The sequence below is a fragment of the Mesorhizobium sp. SEMIA396 genome (assembly GCF_024518615.1).
Lineage (GTDB): Bacteria > Pseudomonadota > Alphaproteobacteria > Rhizobiales > Rhizobiaceae > Mesorhizobium.
The window spans coordinates 40,026-57,382 of sequence record NZ_JANIFC010000009.1 but is presented as its reverse complement, the minus strand read 5'-3'; the positions used below and the strand labels follow the sequence as shown (position 1 = coordinate 57,382).

The following is a 17,357-nucleotide window of genomic DNA, read 5'->3' as shown; positions in this document are numbered from 1 at the left end:
TAAGCATGGATTTCGAACAACGTGCCTGTTCGCTGACGCCGACATCATCCCGGTTGCCAAACCGGTCCAAAAGCTATTCGCCGATGCGAAGACGGTGGCGTTAGCACCGAGATCGAGGAAGAAACCGTTAGCGGGCTCGAAATGCAGGGAGCAAGAGACGACGGCCCGAGTGCAAGCCAACCGGAGCACGATTGAAATGGCGCGCCGATCATTCCAGATCGGAAAGATCGGGCAAGCCTTGAGACAGCATGGTCCATACGGATAGACATAAGGATTATATCTAGGTAGGGGGAGCTCGAATACATGATGTAGACTGGTGAACTCCCGTAGAGTTGAGCACCTTGCCTGCCCGAATATTCTGAGCCCGTACTCGCCGAGGGTTTATCGGATAGGGTCGGAGCAGAAACGCGGAAGTCAGGGGTCCTGTTGGTCCCGCTACCGCCGCCCAATCAAGCTTCGACGGCGATCCGTTCCCTCCAAGAAACACAGGTTTCATGAAGGGCATAGGCCAATGACTATTCAGTCGCTTCCAACTTTTCCGAGAGGGATGGCTCCCATCGGTCTCCTGGTATCGAACGCCGTGTGTGAGCCTGAACGGCGCCAATCCGCAAGTGCTGCGGCGATGGGGACATCGAGTATGTCGCCGGAGACCGCGGGCTCGACCTTCCGGATCGACGTCCCCTACATGGATATGGTGCTTTCGATCTCCGCGCAGCCCTCGGGCTGCGCTAGTGATGAGGCAGGTTTCACGAGAACTGTGGCGTCCCACGGGATGCCTTTTGATCCGGTCATCGAGCGGCTACTTTCCCAGTTCGAGCAGGCTGTTAGGCCGGAGGGAGTTGATGGGGTCCACGGAGACGCCATCCTCCACGCCATCCTAGCCCGCTGGCTCTGGCTGCGATCGCCGTCCGAGGTCCAGCAGGAGGCCAACCACGGCGCACTGCAGAAATGGAGGCTGAAGCGGGTGATGGCTTACGTTGACGAGCATATCGGTGAAGCCATTTCGCTGGCGGATCTCGCTCGGGCGGCAGGCCTCAGCCGGATGTATTTCGCCGCGCGATTCAGGATGGCGACCAGTCTTCGTCCTCACGAATACATCCTGCGCCGCAGAATCGAGCGGGCCAAGGACATGCTGATCAAAACCAATGACAGCCTCGTTGATATCGCGTTCAACGTCGGCTTCCAGACTCAGGCACATTTCACCACGGTCTTCAAGCGCTTTGCCGGCATCACTCCCGGCCGCTGGCGCCAGTCCAACCGCCTCCAAGCATGAAGCTTTCGGCCCCCGCCGTCGCATGGCAATGACCTCGCCGCGCCCTGCCTGCGCGATATATTTTCCTCGGAGTTGAGACTGCAAAAGGCCTCCCAGCCATTGCGATTGTGGTAGCGAGACGCCGATACCGGAGTGTGGAAGTCTGGGCCGGTATATGGTGTAAGTCGAGTTTACGTCTGCCGTAGTGCACTTCGCTTCCCGGGGGCATCCCTCTCAGCACTCGCGTTCGGGGCGGTAACGCAACCTCTTGGCCCGCTCAGGCAAAGGTCCGGCATCAAAAGACCTTCATTCCATCGCGAAGTTCTGCGAGCGCTTACAAAACTGTCTTACGACGATTTTCATTCAACGTATTGCATTTCCGCTCAGAAGGCGACTGAACGCTAGCGCGATTCCCCGAAGCGGAGATGTCTGCTCCGGCAACACCGGCACGGCATTTCCCAGGACGTGAACGCTTCCGCGCAGGACCGCTGCTGGCCAGCCAAAGCCGTCCGGAACGTTGCCATCGGCGATGAAGGGGTAAGGGGCAAATAGCAGTGCGACAAGCAGCCGCTTCACCGAAAAATCATCGCTGAGGGTCGGCAAAGCCATTATGGCGCACCGCCAGATTTCGCCATCGAGTGCCCAGGTCGCCCTGCTGATTGCTGGCACCCTCGTTGCTGCGGCGCGGACGCAGACGCGACGGAGATGGCTGCGGCTCGGCTGGGGGAAAGCCGACAACCGATCTGCGAGATGCGCGCCACCGCAAACTATGTCCAAGGCGGCGCCCCATTTCGAAAAAACGAAATCGGCACCGTGCTCGACCACCAAAACCTCGGCTAGATACGGTTCAAGCACACCAAACTCGTTGGGAAGGAGACTGCTCTCCGTTCGTCCGGCGACCTGCCCGAACCTAGCGACCCAAGCCTCCACGATGCAGCGGGCAGCAACCTTGAGGTCGCGGTCTTCTAGCCGGACGAAGGGCGCTTGGTGCCGATCTGCACGATACTGATCCAGGTGGGTCATTTGTCGCTCCGACTTCAGAGGTAGCGTCTCATTCTCAGTAGATCGTGAGAGCCGGAATGTATTACAGTTGAAACCGCTGATTTTCAGAAGGAACGGTTTGCCGCACACATTCTCCGTTCATGCGGTCCGATAGGACGCAGAAATTTCGGAAGCACCGCGAGCCGGAACCGGAATTGGCTATCATGTATCAAACCGCCGTCGAAAAAGTGGGGACGGCCTTTTCGAGGTGTGACACCCGCGGCGACTGAAAGCAGGCGCGACGAGCAGCCTGCGGCACGGGGCCTGCTGGACGGGCCTTGGCTGGCGATCCCGGAGGTAGACCAGCCGGAGCGGGTATCCGCCCGCGGAAAATGCGAATGCTAGGGCCATCCTGCATGGAGAAGGAAATCGGCGCATCTGGCGATGTCGTCGACGTTCAGCGCACTACGGCAACCGTCAGGCTCTACCGGCGGAGATCATCGGTATCACCGATGAGATGGTAGGTGGACAAACGGTCGATCCCGCCGCTCTCGGTGCGCTTGTCGATCTGGCCAATCTCGTCAATTCGCCACAGTGCGGGTTTCGACAGGCGTCTATCGCAATCTTTATCCCGAAACCATGCGTGTGCCCGGTAACCGAAGTCGCTCGCCGGATCACGGGGTTTGAAGGGACCAGACCTGTTCCATGATTGAAATCGCGCGGACGACGATTGCCACGCCGTTTCCATGAATGGTGTCGCGAGATCAATGTCGCTTATACCGACAGATTCCGGTTTTTCGATCCGCTCGAAGCCTTCGGTGAGTATCCCGAAAGAGGCGCCCAGGACATCGATCGAGTTCTCGCTCGTCGTTACGGAGTCTTGCGGGGGGAACCACGGGATCTCCAGTCGGAGGAGGAGCTCTTGCCGGGGAGGGGGAGCGACAAGGCCTGGGCTTCCGACGTGGACCGCGTTGATGTCCTGGGCTGGTGCGATATTTACCTGGAAGGAGCAGTAGCGTCTTTTGAGAACGCGGCAGCAATTTCCATATCGCCGGGCGGAAGGATATCTGGCCAGCGGCCGAGGTTCCTCAGTTCCTCGCCGTGCAAGGCGAAGTGAGCCACGGGGGGACGTCAAAGCTGGAATGCGTCGCCACCGGGAATCCTGTGCGCGCAGGTGACTCTGCATCCTCCACCTCCTGAAGAGAGCAATTGCGTTCAGGACGGAATACGATCGCAGATATTGGCACCCGAAGGCGGGCGGCAGCGCCGGCGCCATGTTCCGCGCGCCCTTTGCAGAAGCCGCGAGGTTCCTATGCGTCCTAGCTTTTCCGGTTCCGGGCCTGCGCTAGGCGGTTGCGACCTGAGCCGGTGCGGGCCTATTCGCTGTGGATGCAACGGCCACGGCCTTGTCGGCGCCAGTAGATGATGACCGCGGCATCGACTGCAACCATCACCAATGTGCCGATGCCTGTGCGAAAGCGGAGTGGTGTGGTGCTTGGAAGACATGACCACATTCACGCCAGTCTTGACGCTTGTGTGGCGTCTCTCGCGACGAAGACAAGTAAAAAGACGATTGCAGCAGGAATAACAACGCCGCCCAACCCTATCATTTGAAAGACGATGGCGCCCACGGCCACACCGATGAAGAAACCCGCAATGATCATGAAAGTCGGCAGCAGATTCAGTGAAAGGGAGCGGTTCAAAATGCTATCCGCCAGGTCTATGGACAATTGGGTTGTGTTAGTTGTCATTACGTTGGTCGACCCGTAGCCGGTCAGCAACAACCGTGCCGTGGCGCTCTGCACACCCATGGCCGCGAGCCCGAACAGAGCAACCTCCGCATTCAGTCCATCCGATGCCCGGAACAGCCAAGTCGCTGCAAGTACAGTTAGTAGCACCGCCTCGACACCTAGCATGACCGTTAGGGCTAAACGATCAGTGCGGGCGACCAAGCGTACGACAAAAGTTGCGAGCATGCCGGAAACGAGGAACACTGGTATCGCGAGTACTTTTAGCCCGTACTTGTCATTGGGGTTCAAGAGTTCAGAGCCTGCAACAACAAAGCTCCCCGTCGCCTGCGCAACAAAAAATCCCTGGAAAGCTAGGAAACTGCAGGCATCCACAAAACCTGCCACGAACGCCAGGGTGGCCGGTAAGATCGGCTTCGGGATCAAGGTTGGTTTGGTCGGTTCACGAACGATGGAGCTATGCATCTGAGAGCGGCCCTTCGGTGGTTCTACCATCGCGGTATCAAGGACAGCCTACACACGGGGCGGCAAGATAAGAATCCTCCCCATGTATATTGTTTAGACCAATGATTATTATCTCTGGTATGCGCAAGTACGATGGCGTTGATTGATGGTACAGATGGTTTCGAAGGGATAATGTCAGCTGCATGATACGAACATTGTGCGCAAATCCCTAAAAGGCGAGGCTAAATACGCGTGCTTGTGGCTGTTATGTTGCGCCTCGGCCTAAGCCTGGGTCTTTGTATTTGAAGAGCCAGCGAAAGGTGCGCATCAGGGGTTGTCAGACCGCTCGGTGGCGTCGCCGCCCCCGAGGGCTTGGGGCTTGCTACCCGAAGTCCTGTAGCAGTTCGATGCTGGCGGTGGCGAGACATACCGAAGCTAAATGAACAACGAGAGTCTTGATGGCTCACATAGAATCGGCCTTGCGGTCGCGGTAGTGCGCGAAGCTCAGCTAACGAGTTCATTCCGGGAGGGCGTGTGTTCCAGCAGTCGAAGCCCCTTCATTCACTTTCGGGGAGGGCCTGCGTGACGTAGCGGTTGCCACTGTGATGGCGGGTCTTACCCCGGAACACCCAATAGGCATGGGCTTGATAGGCCAGGACGATCGGGATGACGATCATGAGCCCGGTACCGGCGAAAGCTAGCGTCTGAGGATCGGCGGCGCCGTTCCAGATGGTGATTTGTCGCGGCACGACATAGGGCCACAAGCTGACGACGAGGCCGCCGAAACCGAGCAGGAAGATGACCAGCGCCAGCAGGAAGACCTCGGCTTCGCGGCCGATCCAGATGCGGCGCCAGATGGTCAGCAGCGCGGCGACCGTGAGCGACGGCACGGGTGCGAGGAAAGCGATGTTCGGCCAGGCGAACCAACGCGCGGCGACCTCCGGAACACTCCAAGCGCTCCACCCACTGACCGCGAGCATCATGCCGGAGGTGAGGATCAACGCAGAATGGGCGATCTCGCGGGCGAACACCTGCGTCGGCCCATCCGTCTTCCAGATCAGCCATCCGGCGCCGAGCAGCGCGTAACCGCCGACCAGCCCGGCTCCGCAGGCAAGGCCGAGCAGGCTGACGAAATCGAACGTGCCGCCGGCGAATATGCCGTTCTCAATCGTCACCCCGTTGATCAGGCTGCCGAGGATAAGCCCCTGACAGAGCGTTGCGAGCAGCGATCCACCGGCGAAGGCGATGTCCCAGATCCAGCGGAATTCGCCTGCTTGCAGACGGAATTCGAAGGCGATGCCCCGGAAGATCAAGGCGAACAACATGAACATTACCGGCAAATAGAAGGCGGGCAGCAGAACGTAGTAGCCGGCGGGAAAGGCGGTAAGCAGCAGCGTGCCGCCCATGACCAACCAAGTCTCGTTGGAGTCCCACACGGGTTCGATGCTGGCCATCATCAGGTCGCGATCCTCGTTGCGCGGCGCAAGCAGGAACAGCATGCCGACGCCGAGATCAAAGCCGTCGGCCAGCACGTAGATGGTGACGCAGAACGCCGCGAGTGCTGCGAACAGCACAGGAAGATCGGCTGCGAAGAATGCGGACATGGCTTACTCTCCTGATGCGAGGCGGGTTTTGTCGGCGAGCGCGACAGCCGGAGCCGACCCGACGATCGCCGGGCTGCCCCGGTCGAGGCCCGGACGGACAAGGCGCGGATCGCTAGCGCTGGTATCGCGCGGCCCGCGGATGGCGATGCGTCCGGCGAACCAGAGGAAAGCCAGCAGAAGAACCATGTAGACAACGACGAAGATGGCAAGCGTCGTTGCCACCGCGCCGGCCGCGACCGGCGCAACCGCGTCGATGGTGCGCAACTGGCCATAGATGACCCAAGGCTGGCGGCCTGCCTCGGTGGTCGTCCAGCCGGCGAGCACCGCGATGAAGCCGAGCGGCGTCGTCGCCATGGTGATCAGTTGGAACCAGCGTGTGTCGTAGAGGCGATGGCTCCAGCGCAGCGCCACGCCGGTGACGGCGGTGGCGAGAAGGATCAGCCCGATGCCGACCATGATGCGGAAGGCGAAGAAGACGATCGGCACATAGGGCTGGTCCTCGCGCGGCACCGCCTTCAGGCCCTCGACCTCGCCGTCCCAGGAATGGGTGAGATAGAGGCTGGCAAGATGCGGGATGTCGATCGCGTAGAGATTGCGCTGCTCCTCCATGCTGGGCCAGGCAATCACGGTCATCGCGGGTCCCTTGGTGGTGTCCCACAGCCCTTCCATCGCGGCGAGTTTTATCGGCTGATAGGCAAGCGTGTTGCGTCCGTGCAGGTCGCCCAGCAGGATCTGCGTCGGGGTGAGCACCAGCGCCATCCACATGGCCAGCGAGAAAGCGAGGCGGCTGGCCTCCACATGCTGCCTGCGCCAAAGATGGAAGGCAGAGACGCCGGCCACGACGAAGGAGCCGGTAATGAAACTGGCGCAGACCATGTGGGCGAGCCGGTAGGGGAAGGAAGGATTGAAGATGACCTGCCACCAGTCGACGACATGAAAAATGCCGTTGGCGTCGGCCACCGCGCCCTGCGGCGTCTGCATCCAACTGTTGGCGGCGAGGATCCAGGTGGCCGACGTCAGCGTGCCGCCCGCCACCATGCAGCAGGCGAAGAAATGCAGTCCCCTGCTGACCCGGTTCTGGCCGAACAGCACGATGCCGATGAAGCCGGCCTCGAGGAAGAAGGCGGTCAGCGCCTCGTACATGAAGAGCGGGCCGAGGACGTTGGAGACCGAGCGCGAGAAGCCCGCCCAGTTGGTGCCGATCTCGTAGCTCAGCACGAGGCCAGTGATGACGCCCATGCCGAAGGCCAGCGCGAAGATGGAAATCCAGAAGCGCATGAGATCGCGATAGACCTCGCGTCCGGTGCGCCACCAAAGGCCGCTCAGTAGCGCGACGAAGCAGGCGAGCCCGATCGTGACCGTCGGCCACAGGATGTGGAAGCCCATTGTGAAGGCGAACTGGAGTCGGGCAAGGATGACGGCATCCATGGTCAAGCCACCTCAACCTGGACCTGCGCCCGCACGATGCGGATCGGAATGCCCTTGTAGGAGGGTGTGAAACTCATTGGATCGTGGGCGTGAAGCGGCACCAGCGGATTGGTCTCTGGGTAATAGGCCGCGCAGCCGCCGGCCGGGAATGCATGGGCGACCAGCTTGAAATTGCGAACCACTCGCTCCACGCCGTCGTCTGAAACGGTGACTAGGTCGACGCGGTCGCCCGGCTTGAAGCCGCGCTTCTCGATTTCCTCGACGCTTATGAACAGCACGTCGCGTTGGCCGAACACGCCGCGATAGCGGTCTGAGAGTGAATAGAGCGTGGTATTGTACTGGTCATGGCTGCGCACGCTGGTGAGCCACAAAACGTCCGCATCGGATGCGTTATCCTCGCCGAGCCCATCGAACGGCATGAAGTTCGCCTTGCCGGTAGCCGTATTCCAAATACGCTCGCGCGCCGTCGAGGGGAGGTGGAAGCCGCCGGGTACGCGGATGCGAGCGTTGTAGCCCTCGAAAATCGGAAAGACGTCTTCGATGGCGTCGCGTATCAGGTCGTAGTCGGCGACGAAGATCTCCCAGTCCACAACTGAGCGCATCCCGAGGGTGGCGCGGGCCATGCCTGCAACGATCGCGGGCTCGCTCTTCAGGTGCTCGGAGGCAGGTTCGTTCATGCCGGTCGACGCGTGCACCATCGACATAGAGTCCTCGACGGTGATGGATTGCGGGCCTGCCGCCTGCAGGTCAACCTCCGTGCGGCCTAGGCAGGGCAGGATGAGCGCGTCGCGGCCATGGATGATGTGGCTGCGGTTAAGCTTGGTCGAGACGTGAACAGTGAGATCGAGACGGCGAAACGCCTCCTGCGTGACCTGCCAGTCTGGGATGGCAGCGACGATGTTGCCACCCATGCCGATGAAGACGCGCGCTTTTCCCTCGACCATGGCCTCCAGCGCGGTGACGACATTGTGTCCATGCTCAGCAGAGGGCTCGAAGCCAAAACGCTGTCCCAGCCGGCCGAGGAATTCAGGGGTCGGAATTTCGGTTATGCCGACGGTACGGTCGCCTTGGACGTTGGAATGGCCGCGCACCGGGCACAAGCCGGCGCCTTCCTTTCCGATATTTCCCTTGAGCAGGCAAAGATTGGCAAGCTGCTGGACGCTTTTCGCGCCGTGCCGGTGCTGGGTGATGCCCATGCCATAGACGACGATCGCCCTCTTCGCCTTCATATAGACATGGGCGGCTTCCTCGATCGCCGAGCGCGTGAGGCCCGATCGCCGCTCGATGTCTTCCCAGCATGTGGCCTTGAGGTCGGCGACGAGCGCCTCGATGCCGACGGTGTGGCCGCGGATAAAATCCCAGTCAAGGGCCTCGATCTGGTGTTCGGCGCGCAGCCGCTCATCCTCCTCGACTAGCACCTTCATCAAGCCCTTGAGCACTGCGATGTCGCCGCCGACCTTGACTTGGTGCAGGCGCGAGCTGATCGGGGTGGACGTCAGCGTCGTCATCTCGATCGGGCTCTGCGGCGCCTGAAAGCGCTCCAGCGCCCGCTCGCGGAACGGATTGAACGAAATAATGGTTGCGCCGCGTCGCGAGGCACTGCGCAGGCTGGTCATCATGCGCGGGCTGTTGGTGCCGGGGTTCTGGCCGAAGATGAAGATGCAGTCAGTCTTGTCGAAATCGTCCAGCAGCACCGTGCCCTTGCCGACGCCGAGCGACTGCGGCAAGCCGACGCTGGTAGCCTCGTGGCACATGTTGGAACAGTCGGGGAAGTTGTTGGTGCCGTATTCGCGCACAAAGAGCTGGTAGAGGAAGGCGGCCTCGTTGGAGGTGCGACCGGAGGTGTAGAACTCCGCCATATTCGGATTGGGAAGGGCGCCCAGATGCCGACCGATCATGGCGAAGGCGTCGTCCCAGTTCACCGACAAGTAGCGATCGCTGGCTTGGTCGTAGGCCATCGGATGAGTAAGCCGCCCGACCATTTCGAGTTCGTAGTCGCTCCATGTCGAAAGCTCGGTGACGGTGTGAGCTGCGAAGAACTCCGGCGTGCAGCGCTTCGCCGTCACCTCCCAGGCGACTGCCTTGCCGCCGTTCTCGCAGAATTCGAAGGGCGAGGTGTGTTTGGGATCTGGCCAAGCGCAGCCCGGGCAATCGAAGCCAAGCGGCTGGTTCATGCGCAGCAGCGTTGTCGCGCCCTTGATCGCAATATCCTGCTCGACCAGGTGCTCGCCGAGCGCCTTCAGCGCACCCCAGCCGCCGGCGGCCTCGTCATAACGCTCAATACGCTTCTTGCCACTCATTTCTATGCCCCTGTGTGGATTCAGCTACCGGCCGACCCCCTGTCAGCGAAGCCCCGCCAGTCGTCGAACCGCCCGCGACATCTTCCGATCCGCGCGAGCGGCACGCCGAAGCGGCTCTGCTGGCCTATCAGTGGGTAGCGCGAAAACGGTCGCCAACCCTCGACCACGCGTCAGATCAGAAGCCGAAACCGCTGAGACCAGGATGGTCGTCGGGGCGACGACCCAAAGGCCAATGCAACTTGCGTTCGGACTCCGCGATTGGATGTTCGTTAATGCTGGCGATCCGGCGGCGCATCAGCCCTTCCGTATCGAACTCCCAATTTTCGTTGCCGTAGGCCCTGAACCATTGGCCGCTGTCATCATGGTATTCATAGGCGAAGCGGACAGCGATCCGGTTTCCCGCAAACGTCCAAAGTTCCTTTACCAGCCGGTAATCGAGTTCTTTGTTCCATTTGCGGGTGAGAAAAGCCTCGATGGCTTCCCGGCCTGTCACGAACTCGGCGCGATTACGCCAGGCACTGTCAACCGTATAGGCGAGCGCGACACGGCCGGGGTCACGCGTGTTCCAGCCGTCTTCGGCTGAGCGCACTTTTTCTATGGCGGTTTGTTCCGTGAAGGGTGGAAGCGGTGGGCGGGACATGGCATTTTCCTGTGAGAGAGCAACGGGAAGTCGCAAGCGGCGACCGCTTGCCGCAGATCGGGGCGACGCCATTCCGCGCCGACGGTCCATGGCCTTGGGGGTCAGTCCGCCATCCGCCCGGCTTCGAAAAGGAACCAGGTACGGCGCTCGGCCTCATCAATCCAAACCTCGATCAAGCTGGTCGTCGCGACGTCGTCGTGCTCCTCGCATACTGCGTGCACGGCGCGCAGGAGACTTATGAAGGTGCGGTTGTCTTGGGCAAGCTCGGCCAGCATGTCGTGTGGCGTCACATAGGCCGCGTCATTGTCGGAGATTCGCTGCTCCTTCGCGATCTGTCCGATAGAGCGGAGCGTGGTGCCGCCGATCTTGCGACAGCGCTCAGCGATGTCATCGGTGATAGCGAAGATTTGCTCGCCTTGTTCGTCGAGTAACACATGGTAATCACGGAAGTGCGGCCCTGACATGTGCCAGTGGAAATTCTTCGTCTTGAGGTAAAGCGCGAAGGTATCGGCTAGCAACCCGGTGAGAGCGGCAGAGATATCTGTCACGGCATTCTCGCCGAGATCGGAAGGGGTACGGAGCGGTGCGGCGCGAAGGCGGAGGGCGTTGGTGGTCATGGGGATGATCCTTGGTCAGCGAGCTCAATGCGTGCTCAATTGCGCCAACCTAGGCCCCGAAAAGCCGTCTGGTCTTCTGCAAATGCCGGGTTTTCTTTCTGAATGCCCGGAAAGGACGGGCTCTTCATCGGCCAGCGAGGGGCGTCGCGGCGGTCAGCGCCCGGACGCCGCCAGCCCTGCAGTTTCATTTCGCTGGGCCACGAGACAAGGTTGTGTGCTGTGAGTTCTGCAAATTCGCTGAGAAAGGGCGGTCATGGCAGGCTGGTGATATTCAACGTCACCGAGTTCCGCCACATTCTGCTTTCGAGCCCTGATGGGCTGCGCGATGTGATCCGCGCGGTGATGCAGGAAGTCCTGGAGGGCGAGATGGATGAGGTGCTTGGAGCCGAGAAATGCTAGCGCACGCCGGAGCGGCTCGCCTATCGTTCGGGCCATTACGGTCGCACGCTCGTCACGCGCGCCGGCAAGCTCGGACTCAGGGTGCCGCAGAACCGGCAGGGCCGCTTCTCGGCGGAGTTGTTCGAGCGCTACTAGCTTTCCGAGCGGGCGCAAGCCGCTGGACGAGAGCCTCCCCGCCTTTGCCAATCGCCCGCTCCAGGAGCCGTTCCCTTACCTCATTGTCGATGCTCGCTACGAGAAGGTCTGCGAAGTCGGCATCGTCATGGGCCAGGCGGTGCTGATTTCCGTCGGGATTGACTGGGACGGAAGGCGCCAGAGCCATCGAGATGGCCAATCGCGACAACCGCTCGACCTGGCGGGATTTCTCGTCGGCTTGAAAGCGTGAGGCCTCAGGGACGTCGAACTGGTCGTGTCCGACGATCGACCTGAACAAGCAGCCGAAATGCACGGTCGTGTGTTCCGAAGTGCTCTGGTGGAGATGCCATAGCCGAAACATCGCCGACTATTTGATCGTCCATTGGATGGCGGTCTCTCTGCTTGGGCCCGGATAACGTCACGCCTGCGGTTCTCGCGATCTGCGCGGAGAAGGTCGCCGCGGGCTTGCCTTATCGAGAGCGTGTGGCCGGTTCATGAAGGGTAATGGCGCCGCTTAGAATGGCAGCGACCCGAACGCGCAGATAGGGCGCCAACTCATTCTCGAACCATGAGTTGCGCCGCAGCCAGCCTGCACATCTCCAGGAGGGGTGCGGCAGCGGGATCACCGCAGGCCCATAGGTGCGCCATGCCGCGACGGTCTCGGTCATCGAACGCCTCGGCGTGTCTCCCAACGCCCACCGCTGAGCATAAGCGCCGACCAGCACCGTAAGTTCCACCTTCGGCAGACATGCCAGGAGCGACTGCCGCCAGAGCGCGGCGCACCTGGGCGGTGGCGGATAGTCGCCGCCTTTGGGATTGGTCCCCGGAAAGCAGAACGCCATGGGGGCCACGCCGATACGCGGGTCCGCATAGAAGGCGCGCCGATCCACTCCAAGCCACTCGCGCAGCCGGTCGCCCGACGGGTCATCGAACGGAAGTCCGCTTTCATGCACGCGTCGCCCCGGCGCCTGTCCACAGATCAACAGCCGGGTGCCGGGGGCCACCTGCACCACCGGGCGCGGTTCATGGCCGAACTCCTCGACGCACACGCGGCATGCCCGAATGCTCGAAAGCAACGCGTCAAGTTGCGACTGTTCCAACTGGCCGCGCGTTCCGTCGTCGCGCGAATGTGCCACGAAGCTATGACTTGCAGAAACGTCTACCACGTCGTTCCGATCCCTATTGTTGCCTCGCCCTGTCGTCAGTTCAATTACTGACCAGAGGACGTAGGAGTTCGGATAACATTCGACCAGCCGCCGCCGGAGTTGCGCGACGCTTCACCGCGGGAACGTGCAGAGCTTCTGGACAATTGTTTCCTTCGATTCCATAGCATGCTGAAACCGTCCAACCGACATGCCGTGGCAGGTGATTGCCTTGGTAAGAATTTGCCCGCTTGCTGTGGTGCGTCGACAACCTTGGTCCTCGTCGCGCTCGTTCACAATGGGAAGCGCAGGTCGTCCCGAGTTGCTAAGGAAAACCTGACGCTTGGCAGTTGTGGTCCAAATGATGCTGGCAGCTCCGGCTGCACGCCTTTAACTGTTGGCTGCTCCAAAACTTCAAAGAGACGCGAAGCCAGTCAGTGCGGACCTACGGATTGCCGAACAATAACACGGCAAACTCTGGCACAACGAAAGGAAGCCGATCACTGCGTACTGGCAATCCAGCTATTTGATTGAATGGAGTTCTAGAACCGCCTGATCCACGGCCCCCTCGTCGCCACCCCAGCCCAATCGGGTTCCATGCTCATCGAGTGTTTGGCGGGTGGCCGTCAGTGCAGTTTGCAACATGGCGAGTTCAGCTAGAACTGCAGATGACAGAGGCCCGCCATCTGCCGCGATGGTTTCGACAGCATTCGTCCTCGCAGCCTCGAGCGCTGCGGAAAGTGCGCGAACTGGATGGACGCTGGACATGGGCTTCTCCTCGTCAATAACTTGGTACCGACCCGTTCGTGGATCGGCAGATTGCGTGCCTTACGTGCCGCAACGATGCCACACGCGGGAGGCAGGTTCTTTTCCAAAGGCATGCTGCGTTTCGTCTTTGACCGTTGCAGGGATCAGGCACGCTCTCAACCGGTGTTCGTCAATTTCTGCCTCGCCGACTAGCGCCTTCAGGCCCCAATGGTTTCGGCAGAACTAGACACATGACCTGGACCCGCCAATGAACTCGGCGCGCCTAAGAAGGCGACGATTCTGCTGCTCCTGATACCCTCCGCCGTAGGATCTCAATTGAGAATGGGGAGTCTGCCGTTCCTTATTGAAGCCGCCCCGCCGGAGGGGAAAGTCCGGAAATACGGTATGAGATATCGGTCGTCGTTCTCGCCGAGATGCGCAATCCATGACCTCACGTCTGGCATCGCTGGACGCAAGTATGATTTCGCTCAGTCGACGGCAAATACACTCTTGCGGCGCTTCCTCCCAAAGCGTGGGCCGCAAGGAGTACGACGATGCCAAACGTACGACATGTTTGGATAACAATTGCCTGGGCCGCGCTGTTAGCGGCAGGCTCGGGTTTGGCGGCCTTGGCTCATGACGGCGGCCACATTAGTGGCGGCCAAGGAGAGGGCTACGGTCACCGCCACAGTGACGAAGGACATGACGCGGGAGGGCCAAATGACCCTTCAAAGGCCGGGAGCATCGGCGGTCGCTGCCGGCGATCAGTTCTCAGAATGCTGATCTCATTGAGGCGAGAATTCCATCACCTGCAGAGGTGTGCGGCCAGTCGGGAGAACCAACTCGATACAGCGGTCGCCGAGGTCTTCCTGCGAGAATCGCTTCTTTGAATGTAACGAGACGAACCAGCATTGGTCCGGGCGCGCCCCGGATGGGCCGGCCTCCCCGGCAGGAGGAATCATGAATATCAATCATCCCGGCAAACCGGAGACGGAGGTCGTAGCATTGACCTTACCGCGTGCCAAAGAGGGGAGATTTGTCCGCGCGCTCCGCATCGTCGCATTTGGCGTTGCTGCCCTATCTGCGTTGTCCGCCGCTGCGTATGCCGGCCGGCAGTATTGGACGGTCTGGCGTTTCGAGGAATCGACCGACGATGCCTATGTGGAGGCCCACATCGTGCCAGTTGCACCTCAAGTCGCCGGCTACCTCGCCACTGTGCTGGTCGCAGACAATCAGAAGGTCAAGGCGGGCGACGTGTTGGCGACCATCGATCCGCGCAGCTTCAAGGCAGCCGTCGATGAGGCGAAGGCAGACGTCGCCGAGGCGAAGGCGAAAATCGTGAGCATCGACGCCCAGTTGGCAGAGCAGCGCGCCCTCATCGACGAGGCGGATGCCACCCTAAAGGCCGACCAGGCCACGGAGGTCTATGCCGCGCAAAATGACGAACGCTTCGAAACGCTTGCCAAGGGGGGATATGGCTCCGTCCAGAATGCACAGCAGGCAGCATCCCAGATCGGCGCCGCGAACGCATTGGTCGCGAAGGACAAGGCAGCCCTGGAGGCGGTGCGGCGAGAGGTCGGCACTCTCGCGGCCCAGCTTGATGAAGCAAATGCTGCTCTGCAGCACAACCAAGGAGCACTCGAGGAGGCAGAACTGAACCTAGGCTACACGGTTTTGCGGGCGCCCAGCGAAGGCGTTGTCGGTATGCGCCAGTTGCGGGTGGGCCTCTACGTCCAGCCTGGCATGCAACTACTTGCGGTAGTCCCGCTCGACGGTATCTATGTGGTCGCCAACTACAAAGAAACCCAGCTCTCCGAGGTCACTTCGGGCCAGAAGGTCAGGATCGACGTTGATGCTTTCGCCGACACCCCCGTAAGGGGCATCGTTGACAGCATCGCGCCGGCCAGCGGCCAAGAGTTCTCGCTCCTGCCCCCCGACAATGCCACCGGAAATTTCACGAAGATCGTTCAGCGGATCCCCGTCAAGATCGCAATAGACCGGGATGATCCTCTCGCAGGGTTGCTCCTGCCCGGAATGTCAGTCACCGCCACGATCACCGTTAGCCAACCGCCGCCAGATACAGAGCATGGCAGGTCTCGAAACCAGCCATGACCGAGACCCTACCGATGACATCGCATCGCGACAGGGAGGGTGCGACTTTCCGCGATTGGATCTGCATTTTCGGATGCATGCTCGGCGCGTTGATCGCTGTGCTGGACATCCAGATCACCAATTCCTCGCTTCCGGAGATCGAGGGCGGGATTGGTACGGGCTCCGACAACGGAACGTGGATATCCACCTCCTATCTCATCGGAGAAATCATCATGATCCCGCTGACGGATTTCTTCACGCGAGTGTTTTCGTTCCGCAGGTTTCTGCTCGGCAGCACCTGCCTGTTCCTCCTCTTTTCAGTCGCGTGCGCTTTCACGACAAGCCTCGGGCAGATGATCGTCCTCAGGGGTTTTCAGGGCTTCGCCGGCGGCGTGATGATCCCAATGGCATTCACCCGCGTGCTGACGTCCTTGCCACAACGCCAGCAGCCGGTTGGCTTGGCAGCATTTGCGCTCACGGCCACTTTTGGGCCTGCGATCGGACCGACTATCGGCGGTTACCTCACCCAGCACTATGGCTGGGAGTTTATCTTCTTCGTCAATCTCGTGCCGGGAGTCCTGATGCTCGGCCTGCTTTTTCCAACCCTCGAGCGGGAGAGGATGAACCTTTCGCTGTTGAAGGAGGGGGATTGGTATGGCATCGCCTTCATGATTGTTGGGCTTTCCTGCCTCCAGACCGTGCTCGACGAGGGCAACAAGAATGGCTGGTTTGGCTCGCCGCTCATCGTTCATCTATCGATCGTTGCCGTCGTCGCCCTTGCGGTCTTTGTCGCCATAGAGCTGACCGTTGATAGGCCTGCCGTTCAACTGCGGGTGCTCGTCCACCGTAACTTCGCGCTCGGAACCCTAGCCAACATGCTGGTCGGCGTCGCGCTGTTTGGCTCGGTCTATGTGCTCCCGGCCTATCTGAGCCAAGTCCAAGGGTACAATTCCGAGCAGATTGGTATGGTGTTGGCCTGGGTCGGGCTGCCCCAACTGGTAATTATTCCGTTCGTTCCCTGGTTGCAGAAGCATTTGAGCGCACGTGCAATCGTCTGCGCCGGGCTCGCGATCTTTGCAGCGAGCTGTTTCATGAACACGCATCTTAACGTGAATGATGGCAGCGATCAGTTCGTGACCACGAATTTCATCCGTGCATTCGGCCAGGCCATCGTCCTTGCTCCGCTTGCCGGTATTGTGATGGTCGGCATACCTAGCGAACTCTCCGGTGCGGCGTCCGGGGTTCTCAATATGATGCGCAGCCTCGGTGGGGCGCTGGGAACGGCCATGCTGGCAACACTGATCACCAGGCGGGAGCAATTCCATTCCAACATTATCGGGCAGTCTGTCACGCCCTACAGCGAGCCCACCGAGCAGTTCATATCTCGAATGACGGAATACATTATGTCGCGCGGTGTCTCAGACGAGAGTCTAGCACGCCACCAGGCGGAGGCCTTTCTCGGGAAGCTCATCGCGCAGCAGTCCCTGATCATGGCCTTCTCCGACACGTTCTACGTCCTTGGCATCATCTTGCTGGTGGCGGCGGTGGCGGTGCTGTTCACCCGGAGCCGTAGTCCAATGTGACAGGGTGCCGGGAGATCGACCTTCCCGCAGCTTCCGTCGCCGCGGTAGCCCGACAGGCCGAAGACGTCGTCTGGCTAGTGAATTCTCGTGTTGAACTGAAGTCGATTGCCACGGCCCGGAGGCCGACGAGCGTCATCGACGCATCCAGCTGCCTGCCAGTCATCCCTATGAATACTGGAACAGCCAAACCACAGAGCGAGCCGGACTGTACCTTCAGACGACCAGATCGGCCGATCTGACAGCTAA

General features: G+C 60.5%; 12 protein-coding genes and 1 pseudogene. 4 read left to right on the top strand and 9 right to left on the bottom strand.

Annotated features, from left to right (window positions below):
- Positions 1–637: 637 nt before the first annotated feature.
- A complete protein-coding gene (locus NP503_RS21360; RefSeq protein ID WP_236383339.1) occupies positions 638–1,273 on the top strand; it encodes a helix-turn-helix domain-containing protein in 636 nt (211 codons plus the stop codon).
- A gap of 342 nt (positions 1,274–1,615) precedes the next feature.
- Here NP503_RS21360 and NP503_RS21355 read toward each other — a convergent pair whose 3' ends face one another.
- From NP503_RS21355 to NP503_RS21325, 7 genes are all read right to left on the bottom strand, one after another.
- Entirely contained in the window at positions 1,616–2,275 is a 660-nt protein-coding gene (locus NP503_RS21355) for a hypothetical protein (protein ID WP_127270661.1), read from the bottom strand.
- A 1,472-nt stretch (positions 2,276–3,747) separates the two neighbouring features.
- On the bottom strand, positions 3,748–4,446 hold the full coding sequence (locus tag NP503_RS21350) for a YoaK family protein (protein ID WP_164748741.1): 699 nt from the start codon (positions 4,444–4,446) through the stop codon (positions 3,748–3,750).
- A gap of 536 nt (positions 4,447–4,982) precedes the next feature.
- Positions 4,983–6,029, bottom strand: a complete 1,047-nt coding sequence (gene cydB / locus NP503_RS21345) for a cytochrome d ubiquinol oxidase subunit II (RefSeq protein ID WP_127269965.1) — start codon at positions 6,027–6,029, stop codon at positions 4,983–4,985.
- Between the two features lie 3 nt (positions 6,030–6,032).
- The gene (locus NP503_RS21340) at positions 6,033–7,457 is read right to left on the bottom strand and encodes a cytochrome ubiquinol oxidase subunit I (protein ID WP_127270663.1); all 1,425 of its coding nucleotides are present in this window, start codon (positions 7,455–7,457) and stop codon (positions 6,033–6,035) included.
- Positions 7,458–7,459: 2 nt separating this feature from the next.
- Positions 7,460–9,757 carry an FdhF/YdeP family oxidoreductase gene (locus NP503_RS21335; protein ID WP_127270666.1) on the bottom strand — a complete coding sequence of 766 codons (2,298 nt, stop codon included), beginning with the start codon at positions 9,755–9,757 and terminating at the stop codon, positions 7,460–7,462.
- A gap of 175 nt (positions 9,758–9,932) precedes the next feature.
- Positions 9,933–10,397 carry a nuclear transport factor 2 family protein gene (locus NP503_RS21330; protein ID WP_127270298.1) on the bottom strand — a complete coding sequence of 155 codons (465 nt, stop codon included), beginning with the start codon at positions 10,395–10,397 and terminating at the stop codon, positions 9,933–9,935.
- A 101-nt stretch (positions 10,398–10,498) separates the two neighbouring features.
- Positions 10,499–11,014: a Dps family protein gene (locus NP503_RS21325; RefSeq protein ID WP_127270297.1), complete on the bottom strand. Its 516-nt coding sequence runs from the start codon at positions 11,012–11,014 to the stop codon at positions 10,499–10,501.
- 342 nt (positions 11,015–11,356) lie between these two features.
- Between NP503_RS21325 and NP503_RS21320 the strand changes: the two are divergent.
- Positions 11,357–11,922: pseudogene (locus tag NP503_RS21320) on the top strand (transposase); the annotation flags it as partial.
- A 96-nt stretch (positions 11,923–12,018) separates the two neighbouring features.
- Here NP503_RS21320 and NP503_RS21315 read toward each other — a convergent pair.
- Together NP503_RS21315 and NP503_RS21310 are read right to left on the bottom strand one after the other, a co-directional pair.
- Entirely contained in the window at positions 12,019–12,648 is a 630-nt protein-coding gene (locus NP503_RS21315) for a uracil-DNA glycosylase family protein (protein ID WP_127270300.1), read from the bottom strand.
- Between the two features lie 564 nt (positions 12,649–13,212).
- Entirely contained in the window at positions 13,213–13,458 is a 246-nt protein-coding gene (locus tag NP503_RS21310) for a hypothetical protein (RefSeq protein ID WP_127270296.1), read from the bottom strand.
- 939 nt (positions 13,459–14,397) lie between these two features.
- Here NP503_RS21310 and NP503_RS21305 point away from each other — a divergent pair.
- Together NP503_RS21305 and NP503_RS21300 are read left to right on the top strand one after the other, a co-directional pair.
- Positions 14,398–15,549, top strand: coding sequence for an HlyD family secretion protein (locus tag NP503_RS21305; protein WP_127269550.1), 1,152 nt, complete (start codon positions 14,398–14,400; stop codon positions 15,547–15,549).
- Positions 15,546–17,111, top strand: coding sequence for an MDR family MFS transporter (locus NP503_RS21300; protein ID WP_127270669.1), 1,566 nt, complete (start codon positions 15,546–15,548; stop codon positions 17,109–17,111). The genes NP503_RS21305 and NP503_RS21300 overlap by 4 nt, the downstream gene beginning before the upstream one ends.
- The last annotated feature ends 246 nt before the right edge of the window (positions 17,112–17,357 follow it).